This is a genomic window from Streptomyces mesophilus, assembly GCF_011044995.1.
In the GTDB taxonomy this organism is placed as follows: Bacteria; Actinomycetota; Actinomycetes; order Streptomycetales; family Streptomycetaceae; genus Streptomyces; species Streptomyces mesophilus.
In genome coordinates, this window is sequence record NZ_JAAKZW010000104.1 from 14,009 (window position 1) to 27,040 (window position 13,032).

A 13,032-nucleotide genomic window follows, 5' to 3' on the forward strand; every position below is an offset into this window, starting at 1 on the left:
CCCAGGCCTCGTCCGGCGTCGTCCCGTCCCGCTGATTCGTCGCCGGGCGCGGAGCGGATGGCTTTCCCGCGCAGGGGACTCCCGCCCTCTCCCTCGGGCGCCGGCCGGCTTGTCACGGATGTGTCCCGGACCGAACGGATGCGTCCCGGGCCCAATCCGCCGCGCCCCGGGCCCCGAATGGCCTCCGACGGAACGCCCCGCACCACCCGGCGCGGGGCCCGACCAAGAGGACGGACGCGATGACAGCACTCACCGGGAGCATGCCGGGACCCAGGTCCCTGGCCGCTCTGCTCTGTGGTGCGTTGGCGGCCGGGGGACTCGCGGCCGCCGGTGTGAGCCTGCTCGAACCGGGGCAGGCCCGAGCCTCCAGCCACCGTGAGGCGCCGCTGATCTCGGGGCAGCCCGAGTACGACAACACGGACGTGTACGCGTTCGTGAGCCCCGACAAGCCGGACACCACCACGCTCGTGGCGAACTGGGTGCCGTTCGAGGAGCCCGCGGGCGGCCCGAACTTCTACCCGTTCCCCGAGGACGGCCGCTACGACATCCACATAGACAGCGACGGCGACGCCCAGGGCGATCTGCTGTACCGCTGGACCTTCGACACCAAGATCAGGAACGGCAACACCTTCCTGTACAACACAGGCCCGGTGACCTCGCTCGACGATCCCGACCTGAACGTGAACCAGACGTACGACATCGACGTACTGAAGCTGGACAAGCAGAAGATCGTGTCGACGACGAAGATCGCGGACAATCTGCCGATCGCGCCGTCGAACGTCGGCAAGGCGTCGATGCCGAACTACAAGAAGCTGCGCGACCAGGCGACCCGGCAGCTCGGCGACGGATCCACCTCGTACGTGGGCCAGGCGGACGACCCGTTCTTCCTGGACCTGAGGGTCTTCGACCTCCTGTACGGCGGTGATCTCTCGGAGGTCGGCCGGGACACGCTCAAGGGCTACAACGTCAACACGGTCGCCCTGCAGGTGCCGACCGCGAAGCTCGTGCAGTCCAAGAAGCAGCCGGTGGTCTCGGTCTGGTCGACAACCAGCCGCAAGAACGCGAGCGGCAAGTGGACCCAGGTGTCCCGGCTCGGGATGCCGCTGGTCAACGAGGTCGTCGTGCCGATGAAGGACAAGGACAAGTTCAACGCGTCCTCGCCCTGGAACGACGCGGACTTCCTGCCGTACGTCACGAAGCCCGAACTGCCCAGGCTGATCGAGTCGATCTACAAGATCAAGGCACCGGCCGAGCCCCGCAACGACCTGGTGTCGGTGTTCCTGACCGGCGTCAAGGGCCTCAACATGCCGCCGGGCGTCCGCCCCGCGGAGGCCCTGCGCCTCAACACCTCGATCCCGCCGGCCGCCGATCCCAAGCGGCTCGGAGTGCTCGACGGTGACAACGCGGGCTACCCCAACGGGCGCCGGCTCGCCGACGACGTGGTGGACATCTCGCTCCAGGTCGTCGAGGGCGAACTGGTCGGCCAGAAGAACGATCTGGGCGACGCGGTCGACGCCAACGACATGAAGTTCGGCGACTCCTTCCCGTACGTGGCGCTGCCCACGTCGGGCTCGCGCGGAGACACGGCCGACAAGAGCGCCGGCTCCTCGCCGCGCACCGCCCTCAACGGCGGTACGACACCGGCCGGTTCGGTCTCCGGCGACGACTCTGCGGTGCTGATCGCCTCGGCCGCCGCGGCCGGTGCGGGTGTGCTGCTCATCGGGCTCGGGCTCACCTGGTGGCGGATGCGCCGCCGGCTGATCTGAACCCTCCTCAACCGGCGTGGCCCGCTCGTGCTCCCCCCGAGCGGGCCACGCCCACCACTGTCTTTCCTGAAAGGACGGGGCCATGGCTCCCAGCAAGCTCGGCAAGTCGGTGGGCGCGGTGGTCGTGCTCGCCTGCGCCCTCACGGTCGGCTCGCTGACCATCGACTCCTCACCGACTCCCGCGCCCGCACGGATCGCGGTGGCGGATCCGGCGCGGCTCGGCGGGGACGACCTCGACCGGTCCGTGACCGCGCTCAAGGCCCAACTGGCCATGCAGCCCAAGGACTTCGCCGCCTGGGCCGCGCTCGGCACGGGCTACGTGGAACAGGCCCGCGTCAAGGGCGACCCGACCCGCTACCCACTCGCCCAGCGGGCCCTGGCCCGCTCCCTCGAGCTGCGGCCCGGCTACGACGCGGCCCTCGCGGGCCGGGCCGCCCTCGCGGCCGCTCGCCATGACTTCACGGGCGCCCTGCGTCTCGTACGGGAGACGCTCGCCGCCAATCCGTACAACGAACGGGCGCTGGCCCTGCACATCGACGCACTCGTCGAACTCGGCCGCTACCCGGCGGCGTGGCAGGCGGCGCAGGAGGCGGACTCCCGCAAGCCCGGCGTCCCCGTCTTCACGCGGTACGCGTACGTCCTCGAACTGCGCGGCGAGACCGGGCGGGCACGCGAGGTCCTCACCCGGGCCCTCGCCTCGGCGACCTCACCGGCGGACCGCGCGTACGTGGCGACGGAACTCGGTCAACTCGCCCGCCACCAGGGCGACTACCGCACCGCCCTGCGCCACTACGCCACCGCGCTCACGGCCGCCCCCGGCCATCCGCCGGCCCTGGAGGGGCGGGCACGGGCGAAGGCGGCGCTCGGTCGACTCGACGCCGCCATACGCGATCTGCGCGAGCTCGTACGGAAGGCCCCGCTGACCGGGGCGGTGGAGCTGCTCGGGGAGCTGTACGAGGTGACCGGGCGCGAGGAGGCGGCGCGCGAGCAGTACGCGCTGGCCGAGGAGCAGGTCGCGCAGGAGCGCGTGCGCGGGGTGAACATGGACCTCGAAACGGCGCATATGGCCGCCGCCCGCGGCGACGGGAAAGCGGCCGTGACCGCGGCGCTCGCCGAGTGGCAGCGCCGCCGCACCGTGCACACCGCAGACGCGCTCGCGTGGGCGCTGCATGCGGACGGCCGCCCGGACGAGGCGCTCGCCCACGCCCGCCGGGCCACGGCGACGGGACTGCCCGACGCGGAGCTGCGCTACCACCGCGGGGTCATCGAGGCCGCGCTCGGCAAGGACGCCGAGGCCCGGCGCTCCCTGACGGCGGCCCTTGACCTGGATCCCGGCTTCTCCCCGCTCGGCGCGCGGCACGCGCGTACGGTGCTCGACCGGCTCGACGGCGCGTGAACCGGCGCGGGCGGCGGGCGCGCTCCGGCGAGCCGGTCGCCGCCCCGTTCGCACCCTCGTGTGTGGATTGATGCTCAAGGGGGCGGCAACTGCGCTTGGTTGAGCTAGTTTGAGGTGGATTGGCTCGGCTGCGGATGGGGGGTCACCCATGAGTGATGTGCCGGGCGCTACAGCAGGCGGCGCAGGGGAACAGCCGTTGATCGCCGGTCGCTACCGGCTGCTCGGCCGGCTCGGCGAAGGCGGCATGGGCACGGTGTGGCGGGCGCGCGACGAAGTGCTGCACCGCGAGGTGGCCGTCAAGGAGGTCCGCGCACCCGCCGGACTGCCCACGCGGGACGTCGAGCGGATGTACGCGCGGCTCGAGCGCGAGGCCTGGGCCGCGGCCCGGATCTCGCACCGCGGCGTCGTCACCGTCTACGACGTGGCGATGCAGGACCACCGCCCCTGGATCGTGATGGAGCTGGTCCGGGGGCTCTCGCTCTCCGATGTCCTGGACGCCGAGGGGCCGATGCCGCCGCAGCGCGCCGCGCACATCGGCGCCGACATCCTCGGCGCGCTGCGTGCCGCGCACGAGGCGGGCGTCCTGCACCGCGATGTGAAGCCCGGCAATGTGCTGCTCTCCAACGACGGCCGGGTGGTCCTCACCGACTTCGGTATCGCGATGGTCGAGGGCAGTTCCGCGCTCACCATCACCGGCGAGGTGATCGGCTCACCCGAATTCCTCGCACCCGAGCGGGCGTTGGGCCGCACTCCGGGACCCGAGTCCGACCTCTGGTCCTTGGGCGTGCTCCTGTACGCGGCCGTCGAGGGCCACTCGCCGTTCCGCCAGGACACCCCGCTGTCGACGCTGCGTGCCGTGGTCGACGAGGAGCTGCCGCCGCCGCGGCGGGCCGGAGCGCTGGCCCCGGTCATCCAGGGGCTGCTCCGCAAGGACCCGGCCGAACGGCTCTCCGCGGCCGACGCGGAACGGGATCTGCGGATCGTCGGCGCCGGCGGCCAGCCCACCACGGGCTCCCAGATCCCGTACCTGCCGACGGTCGCGGCACCCAGTCCCCCGCGGCCGCTGCGCGAGCCGACCACTCCGTACGCCTCCGTCCCGCTGCCCTCGTCGGCCGCCACGACGAGCGCCGGCATGACCACGGCCCGGTCCGGCGACCGCCCGCGCCGCGCGGCCCTCGTGCTGGTCGCCGGGATCGCCGCGCTGCTGCTCGCGCTCGGCGGACTCGCGTACGCCCTGCTGAACCGGGACAACGGCGGGGGTTCGAGCGGGGGTTCGCAAGGCGGCACCTCGCAGGGGAGCAACGGAGGCTCCACCGACAACACGGGCGGCGACGAACCCGGCACCGACGATCCGTCGTCCGAGGGCTCCAACGGGGACGGCGAGGGCGACAACGGCAGCGGCGGTGGCGGCGACAAGACGACCACGCCCCCGCCCGACCACTCCGTGACCGTGGCCCTGGACCGCATCAACGCTGACGACTACGTCGGCACGTGCCCGCCGGTCGACGCCGCGTACCCGCACTTCGCGGCCACGTTCACCGTCGGCAGCGCGCCCGTGACCGTCGAGTACCGGTGGGTGGCCGAGCCCGGCGGCACCACGGACGCCGGCTGGAAGAGCCTCGAGTTCTCCGGCTCCAAGACCGAGGAGATCAATCACGTCGAGATGGGCTACGTCGCCGGTGGCACCTACGAAGGGACGCTCAAGGTCGAGGTCCGCAAGCCCGTGAAGGCGGAGTCGAACACCGTGTCGTACACGATCACCTGCGAGGACGTGCCCCCGACCGACGACGGCGGGGGCACGTACACACCCAACGCTGAGCAGCGGTCAGGTCTTACGCGACGGCCCTGAACGTGGGGAGATAGCCGCCCGACTGCCCGGAGGCCGTCGGGTGGTAGGACTCGCCGATGTTGGTCCACTTCACGCTGTGCAGCCACGGACTGCCGGAGCAGATCTCATGGCCGGTGAAGGCGGGCACCACGGATGCCCAGGTGAGGCCGTGGTCGGCGGCGCGCTTCGCGGTCGCGGCGTTCAGATGGTCGGCGCCTTCGTTGATGGCGGTCCTCTCCCTCTCGGTGAGACCGGCGAGACAGGAACCGCCCAGCTTGTAGAAGCGGGGATAGCCGAGCACCACCACATGGGCGCCCGGCGCACGGGAGCGGATCGCGCTGTACGTGTTGTCGAGGCGGCCCGGCAGGGTCGTGTCGACGTAGGTCTTGGCCTGGTTGACGCGGTTGATGCAGGAGCTCTCCGACTGCAGGACGCAGGTGGTCATCACATCGGCGAAGCCCGCGTCGTTGCCGCCGATCGAGATCGAGACGAGGGTGGTCGTCGAACTCAGGTGGCCGAGCTGCGAGTTGAGGACATTGTCGGTGGTGGCGCCCGAACATGCGTCGAAGTGGAAGGAAGCCGGGGCGTTCTCGTTCGCCCACAGCTGCGGATAGGCGCGGGTACTGCGCTTGCAGTTGCCGCTTGCGCTGTCGTAGCTGCCGGCCCCGACGCCGGAGGAGTACGAGTCGCCGAGGGCCACGTAGTGCTCCGCCGCCGCCTGCGCACCGGCCGCGGGACCCGCGCCGGTGAGGGCGAGCCCGAGAGCGAGGAGGAGTGACGTGACATAGGCCGTGATACGGGCTGGTCTCATGGAACCTCCCTTAGCAGGATCTCTGCCACAACTGTCGTACCAGCCCTCATTTGTCACGGGGAGTGTGCATGCCATGAATTTTCCGCGCAGAGAGGTTCACACACCGACAGACCACAACCTCCCGCGCTGTCTTGACGGGCCGTCGGGACGCGGGCCAAAGTGAAGCCCGGCATCCGGCGCGCTGGGGGGCAAAGTCGCCAATGCAGACGATCGGTAACGACAGCGACAACTCATCAGGAGACGGCAGAGCGGCCCAGGAACGCCCGCGCTCGGGCGACTTGGCCCTGCTGTTCGCCGGCGCGGCCACCGCGGTGGTGGTCTTCGGCGCGATTCTCGCCTTCGGCGATCTGGACTCTCCGTTACGCGGACCACTCACGCTCGCGCTGCTGCTCGGCGCCCCATCCGGAGCCATCGCCCTCGCTTTGAACGGGCTGCAACCGTGGGGGCGCATCGTGGCGTCTCTTATGGGTGGAGCAGCACTCAACCTCCTTGTGGCACAAGCGATGCTGGCCATGCACATGTGGTCGGTGCGTGGCGGCATGGTCGCGGTGTGCGGACTGTCCCTCGTGATCGGGGCACTCGCACTGCTCACGCGGAAGCACCCCGTACATCTGCGACGTACGACGAAGAGCTCCGAGACGTAGGGCGGATCCACAGAAATGGACATCAGCGTGTACCGCCCCGGCGAACTGACCAGCGCCGACCGGGCGGCATGGACCGCGATGCAGTCCAAGGCGCATCTGCACGGCCTGCCCGGCCTGGGCAATCCGTTCCTGTCACCCGACTTCGCGCTCGCGATGGGCCGTTCCCGGCGCGGCGTGCGCATCGCCGTGGCCCGCGAGGCCGGTGAACCCGTCGCCTTCTTCCCGTACGAGAGGACGGCCGCCGGCGTGGGCCGCGCGGTGGGCCTCGGACTCTCCGACTGCCAGGGCGTGGTGCACGCACCCGGATTCACCTGGGATGCCCAGGAGTTATTGAAGGCCTGCTCACTGTCGGTCTGGGAGTACGACCATCTGGTGGAGCGGCAGCCCACGTTCGAAGCGACCCGTACGGGGTACTTCGCCTCACCGGTGATGGACATCGACCAGGGGTACGAGACGTATCTGGCCGAACTCCGGGCACGCTCGCCGAAGTTCGCCGGCCGGACGCTCGCCAAGGGCCGCAAGCTCGACCGCGACCACCCCACGGTGCGTTATGTGCACGACGAACGCGATCCTGCCGCGCTGCGCACGCTCAAGGAGTGGAAGTCGGCGCAGTACCGCAGGACCGGCCGCAGCGACCGCTTCGCCAAGCCATGGATCAACGACCTCGTCGAGCGGCTCTTCCACACCCGCTCCGCCACGTTCGCCGCTCAGCTCTCCGTGCTGTACGCGGCCGACCGGCCCGTCGCCGCGCACTTCGGACTGCGTTCCGAGCGGGTGCTCGCGTGCTGGTTCCCCGCGTACGACCCGGACTTCGCGAAGTACTCGCCCGGCCTTCTGCTGCATTTACGGATGGCCGAGGCCGCGGCCGCCGAAGGGATCGCCTATCTCGACCTCGGGCGGGGCCAGAAGGAATACAAGGACTCCCTCAAGACACGGGAACTCACCGTGTCCGAGGGCTGGGTGACCCGTCGTCACCCGGTGGCGTACGGACATCGGGCGCGCCGCGCCCCCGTCCGCGCGCTGCGCAACACCGTGCACAGCCGGCCGGAATGGTTCGAATCGGCCGACAAATTGCTCAAAAGAGCCGGACGCTTTCGATCGCAGCTCACACAGGGGCGGACCGGAAAACTCCGGCAATAGCGGAAAAAATGTAGGACCACGTTCCAGGTCTTGCCATACAGTCCCAAACATCAATACCGTCGTACATCCACCCGCATCGGACCATCACGCACTACGGCACCAGGGGAGGGCCAGGGGCCGCGATGGGTACCGGTTCGGGGCGCGGTAGGGGGGTGCCGTGCTCGGTGAACGCAACACTGCCGAATCACGCGCCGCGCGGCAGCACAAGCCAGCTCATCCGGTGTGCCGGGAGCTCGATCCGTCATGCCTCACGATGAGAACAACCCCCCTTTCGAACCGGAAACTCATCCGGACTGCCCGGGGGCGGGCCGTCCACCGGACGAGAGGGACCTGACTCATGAGTGCATTTCTGCGCCCGGCAGTACCGGGTGACGATCCATTAATCGCGCCGTCCGAGAACGGCCACTCGACCAGGGCCGGACGCATACCCGACCAGTACCGTCCGGTCTCCACCCACCTTGCGATAGCACCGCCGGTGAGTGTGGTGATCCCCGCCATGAATGAGGCGGAGAATCTCCCGTACGTCTTCGAAACGCTGCCCGACTGGATCCATGAAGTGGTTCTGGTCGACGGCAATTCCACGGATGACACCGTCGCCGTGGCCCGGAAACTCTGGCCGGACGTCAAGGTCGTGACACAGCGCGGCAAGGGCAAGGGGGATGCCCTCATCACCGGCTTCGCGGCCTGCACCGGCGACATCATCGTGATGGTCGACGCGGACGGTTCTGCCGACGGCCACGAGATCCTGTCCTATGTCTCCGCGCTCGTCTCCGGAGCCGACTTCGCCAAGGGTTCGCGGTTCGCCAACGGTGGCGGCACCGACGACATGACGCCGATCCGCAAGCTCGGCAACTGGGCGCTGTGCGCGGTGGTCAACCGCAAGTTCGGCGCCCGCTACACCGATCTCTGCTACGGCTACAACGCCTTCTGGCGCTACTGCCTCGACAAGATCGACCTCGACTGCACCGGCTTCGAGGTGGAGACCCTGATGAACATCCGGGTCGTCAAGGCGGGCCTGAAGGTCCAGGAGATCCCCAGCCACGAGTACGTACGGATCCACGGCGCGAGCAATCTGCGCGCCGTCCGTGACGGCATCAGGGTGCTCAAGGTGATCCTCAAGGAGCGCGCGGACCCTCAACAGCGGCGCAGGCGTGCCCAGTTCGTCGGCCTGAACGAGGTCCGCGTGCACGGTGGCGACCGCTCCGAGAAGGGCGAACGGCCTTGAGCGAACCACGCATCTCCGTGGTGATCTGCGTGTACACCGAGGACCGCTGGGAGGACATCCTCGCAGCGGTCGCCTCGGTGCGCGCGCAGTCCAGGCCGGCCCTGGAGACGCTTCTCGTGGTGGATCACAACGAGGCGCTCCTGGACCGGCTCACCAAGGAGTACAAGAACGACCGCGCCCAGGTGCGGGTGCTCGCGAACGCGGGCCCCCGCGGCCTGTCCGCGGGCCGCAACACCGGCATCGCCGCGTCCCACGGCGAGGTGATCGCCTTCCTCGACGACGACGCGGTGGCCGAGCGCGAGTGGCTGCTCCACTTCGCCGAGGCGTACGACGATCCGGACGTGATGGCGGTCGGCGGCCGCACCATGCCCATCTGGGCGTCGGGGCGACGGCCCGACTGGTTTCCGGCCGAGTTCGACTGGGTCGTGGGCTGCACGTACAAGGGACTGCCCGAGGGTCTGGTGCGCGTGCGCAACGTCCTGGGCGGCAATGCCTCGTTCCGGCGGGAGGCCTTCTCGGTCGCGGGCGGCTTCGCGACCGGCATCGGGCGCGACGGCGACAAAAGGCCGCTCGGCTGCGAGGAGACGGAGCTGTGCATCCGCCTCACGCGGGCCATGCCCGAGGCCGTGCTGCTCATCGACGACCGCGCGGTGATCCACCACCGGGTGCCCGAAGTCCGCGAGCGCTTTGGCTACTTCCGCACCCGTACGTACGCGGAGGGCTTGTCGAAAGCTCTGGTGGCGCGAAGTGTGGGCAGCGACAAGGGCCTCGAGTCCGAACGCCGCTACACCACCCGCGTCCTGCCCGCGGGCGTCGCCCGCGGACTGCGCGACGCGGTGCTCGGCCGGCGCGGGGGCGCCTGGCGGGCGGGGGCGATCGTGGCCGGAGTGGCCGCGGCAGCCGGTGGGTACGTACTCGGGAGCGTTCGGGCCCGCAGGGGAGGCGGGTCCTTCCGCGTGGCCGAGATCTCCATGCCCACGCCGCGTGACGCGGAGGGGGAGGAGGCCGCGGCATGAGACGCGGGGACGCGGACGGTCAGGGGGCCGCGGGATGAGCAGCCAGGCTGTACCGATACTGATGTACCACGCGGTCGCGCACGCACCCGCGCCCGCGACCCGTGATCTGTCCGTCGCACCGGACGCGTTCGTGCAGCAGATGGACGTCCTGGCGGCGGGCGGTTTCACGCCCGTCACCACGGCGCGGCTCGCCGCCGCCTGGCGCGACGGGAAACCGCTGCCTCCCAAGCCCGTCCTCATCACCTTCGACGACGGCTACGAAGGCGTGCACAGGCATGCGTTGCCCGCCCTGGCCCGGCATGACTTCACGGCCACGGTGTTCGTCACGACCGGCTGGCTGCGCGGCGCGTACGACACCGGCGGCGCGCTCGACACCATGCTGGACTGGCAGCAGGTCAGGGCCCTCGCGCAGGCGGGCATCGAGATAGGCGGACACAGCCACACCCATCCCCAGCTCGACCAACTGGCCGAGGACGCACTGCGGTTCGAGCTGCTTCGCTGCCGCGAGATCGTCGGCGACGAGCTCGGCAGCAGGCCGGACTCCTTCGCGTATCCCTACGGCTACTCGGACGCCGCGGTGCGCAGGCTCGTGCGCGCCTGCGGTTACGGGCAGGCGCTCGCGGTCGGCAACCACCTCGCGCGCCGCCCGCAGGGCCCGTACGCGCTCCAGCGGCTCACCGTGCGCCGGACCACCACGGCCGAGGAATTCGCACGCTCCGTGGAAGGCCGGGGTGTGGCCCGAACCTTCGCGAAGGACCGCGCGTTGACCAAGGGGTACTCCCTCGTCCGAAGAACCCGCAAGCTCCGCCGAAAGGCCGGCCTCACCCGTGTCTGACACGTCCACCGCCCAGGCGGCCTCCGAGCTGAACCGGACGCCCGGGCGGCCGCAGCAGCCCGACGGGCGCAGACTCAAGCTGCCTTCGGGCGGCGGCAGTCCGCTGTTCCGCAACGCCTATGCGCTGATGCTGAACACCGGGATCTCCGCCGTGCTCGGCCTGGGCTTCTGGCTGGCCGCCGCCCGCTACTACTCGGACGCGGCGGTCGGCCAGGGCTCGGCGGCGATCGCGGCGATGAAGCTGATCGCGGGACTCGCCGCGCTCACGCTCACCGGCGCGATGGCACGGTTCATCCCGGTCGCGGGCCGCACGACCGGCAAGCTCATCCTCCGTACGTACGCGGGCAGTTCACTCGCGGTGGCGTTCGCCGCGGGGATCTTCCTGCTGTCGCTCGACCTGTGGGGGCCCTCGTTCGCCTTCCTGGACGGGCCGTGGCCGGGTCTTGGCTTCCTGGTCGCCGTCGTCGCGTGGTCGCTGCTCACGCTGCAGGACGGGGTGCTCACGGGGCTGCGCAGTGCGCTGTGGGTGCCGGTGGGCAACACCGTGTTCTCCATCGTCAAGCTGGTGCTTCTGGTCGCCTTCGCGGCGGCGATCCCGACGGCCGGGGTGTTCGTCTCCTGGGTCGCGGCCATCGCGGTGTCGGTGCTGCCGCTCGGCTGGCTGGTGTTCCGGCGCCTCGTGCCGAGGCACACGGAGGCCACCAAGGACACCGTCCAGCCGCCGTCGCTGCGCGAGATGGGGCGCTTCCTTGCCGGCGACTACACCGGCTCGCTGTTCTCGCTCGCTGTCGTCTACCTGATCCCGGTGATCGTCGCGGCGCAGGTCAGCTCGGCGGACAACGCGTACTTCTACATCGCCACGACGATAGGCGGCACGGTCAATCTGCTCGCCATCAACATGGGCGCCTCGCTGACCGTCGAGGGCGCCCATGATCCGACCCAGCTGGCCGCCAACTGCCGTGCCGCGCTGAAGCGGATGGCGCGGATCATGCTGCCGGTCTGCGCGATCCTGTTCTTCGGGGCGCCCTACATCCTCGCCGTCTTCGGCAGCGGGTACGCCGACGCGGCCACTCCGTTACTGCGCTGGTTCGCGGTCGGTGCGCTGCTGCGCGTGATCATCGAGACCTACTTCGCGGTCCTGCGCGCCCAGAGCCGCACCTCACCGCTCGCCTATCTGCAGGGCGCGTTGTGCGTCCTCGTGCTCGGTGTCACGCTGGTGCTCCTTCCGCGCATGGGGCTCACCGGCGCCGGTGTCGCGGAGGTCTGCAGCCTCGCGGTGATCGGTTCGATCTCCGCCGTCCGGCTGTACGGGGTCGTGCGCGGCGCTCCGCCCGTGCGGGCGCCCGAACCCGTGACGGCCGACGGCGACCTCTCCGATGCCGGTGCGCCGTCCGGCGAGACCACGATGATGCTGGGCCCGCTGGTGCGGCGGCCCACCTGGGCGCTGCGTGCGGCGCTCGACGCGGAGACCATGCAGCTCGGACTCCCCCTGGACTTCGACCACTTGGACCGCCGCCCGGACGTACGTCCTGGCCCGGGCACGCCCGCGGGCGGTCTGCCGATCGTCGTGCCCGAGGCACCGCGCGCCCCGCACCAGCGCATCCGGCCCACGCCAGTGGACGCGGGCGACGGCCCGTCGTGGGCTGTGAAGGCGGTGGCCGGTGACGGGGGCGGTGCGGAGGAACCCCCGGCCGGGTCCGATCGGACGGAGGACGAGGACATGGCCGAGGACGCGGTGGTGGACGCTCCGGTGGTACGGGGTGAGGGCGTTCCGGCCGTACGGGGTGAGGGCGTTCCGGCCGTACGAGGTGAGGACGCTCTGGCGGCTGGGGGTGGGGCCGTTCCGGCCGCACGGGAGGGGAATGCCGTCACGGTACGAGCCGACGCGTCCGGAGGCGCGGAGCCCTCGGAGGGCGCGGCCTCGGAGGAGACGGCTTCGAAGGAAGCGGCCTCGAAGGATGAGCCCGCGGACGAACGGCCCGCGGACAAGCGACCCGCCGATCCCCGGACTGCCTTCGAGCGACCTGCCGACGAGGCGCCGTCCCTCAAGTCCCCTGCTGACGAGGCGCCATCCGTCAAGTCGCCCGCCGACGAGGCGCCTTCCGCCAAATCGCCCGCCGACGAGGCACCGTCCCTCAAGTCGCCCGCCGACGAGGCGCCTTCCGCCAAATCGCCCGCCGACGAGGCATCTTCCGGCGCGTCGCCTGCCGACGAACCGCCGTCCGGCACCTCGCCGGTCGACAAGCCACCCGCCGACGCACCGCCCGCCGACGAGGCGGCCGGCCCCCGCGACGAAGCGGACGACGAGCCCGACGACGCACCGCGCGACAGCGGCACCCCGTCCACTCCCGCGTCCGACCCCGGCGACCAC

The 13,032-nt window shown here is 70.7% G+C and carries 9 protein-coding genes and 1 pseudogene; 9 read left to right on the forward strand and 1 reads right to left on the reverse strand.

The genetic code is table 11. The features are described from left to right. The first annotated feature begins 239 nt into the window (after window positions 1-239). The 3 genes from G6045_RS22905 to G6045_RS22915 all read left to right on the forward strand — a co-directional run bounded on the left by G6045_RS22905 (window position 240) and on the right by G6045_RS22915 (window position 5,011). The gene (locus G6045_RS22905) at window positions 240-1,766 is read left to right on the forward strand and encodes a DUF4331 domain-containing protein (protein WP_165333930.1); all 1,527 of its coding nucleotides are present in this window, start codon (window positions 240-242) and stop codon (window positions 1,764-1,766) included. Window positions 1,767-1,848: 82 nt separating this feature from the next. Then, the gene (locus G6045_RS22910) at window positions 1,849-3,162 is read left to right on the forward strand and encodes a tetratricopeptide repeat protein (protein WP_165333931.1); all 1,314 of its coding nucleotides are present in this window, start codon (window positions 1,849-1,851) and stop codon (window positions 3,160-3,162) included. A gap of 148 nt (window positions 3,163-3,310) precedes the next feature. Next, window positions 3,311-5,011, forward strand: coding sequence for a serine/threonine-protein kinase (locus G6045_RS22915; protein WP_165333932.1), 1,701 nt, complete (start codon window positions 3,311-3,313; stop codon window positions 5,009-5,011). Here the strand turns inward: G6045_RS22915 and G6045_RS22920 are convergent. Then, window positions 4,995-5,801, reverse strand: a complete 807-nt coding sequence (locus G6045_RS22920) for an SGNH/GDSL hydrolase family protein (RefSeq protein WP_165333933.1) — start codon at window positions 5,799-5,801, stop codon at window positions 4,995-4,997. The genes G6045_RS22915 and G6045_RS22920 overlap by 17 nt on opposite strands. Window positions 5,802-6,001: 200 nt before the next feature. Between G6045_RS22920 and G6045_RS22925 the strand changes: the two genes are divergently transcribed. From G6045_RS22925 to G6045_RS41565, 6 genes and pseudogenes are all read left to right on the forward strand, one after another. After that, entirely contained in the window at window positions 6,002-6,445 is a 444-nt protein-coding gene (locus G6045_RS22925; protein ID WP_165333934.1) for a hypothetical protein, read from the forward strand. Between the two features lie 15 nt (window positions 6,446-6,460). Further along, a complete protein-coding gene (locus tag G6045_RS22930; RefSeq protein ID WP_165333935.1) occupies window positions 6,461-7,585 on the forward strand; it encodes a GNAT family N-acetyltransferase in 1,125 nt (374 codons plus the stop codon). Between the two features lie 337 nt (window positions 7,586-7,922). Further along, the gene (locus G6045_RS22935) at window positions 7,923-8,810 is read left to right on the forward strand and encodes a glycosyltransferase family 2 protein (RefSeq protein ID WP_235968189.1); all 888 of its coding nucleotides are present in this window, start codon (window positions 7,923-7,925) and stop codon (window positions 8,808-8,810) included. Then, window positions 8,807-9,826 carry a glycosyltransferase family 2 protein gene (locus tag G6045_RS22940; protein ID WP_165333936.1) on the forward strand — a complete coding sequence of 340 codons (1,020 nt, stop codon included), beginning with the start codon at window positions 8,807-8,809 and terminating at the stop codon, window positions 9,824-9,826. Before G6045_RS22935 ends, G6045_RS22940 begins: the two co-directional genes overlap by 4 nt. A gap of 34 nt (window positions 9,827-9,860) precedes the next feature. Further along, on the forward strand, window positions 9,861-10,661 hold the full coding sequence (locus G6045_RS22945; protein ID WP_165333937.1) for a polysaccharide deacetylase family protein: 801 nt from the start codon (window positions 9,861-9,863) through the stop codon (window positions 10,659-10,661). Further along, a pseudogene (locus G6045_RS41565) lies at window positions 10,654-13,032 on the forward strand (hypothetical protein); the annotation flags it as partial. The gene G6045_RS22945 and the pseudogene G6045_RS41565, both read left to right, overlap by 8 nt.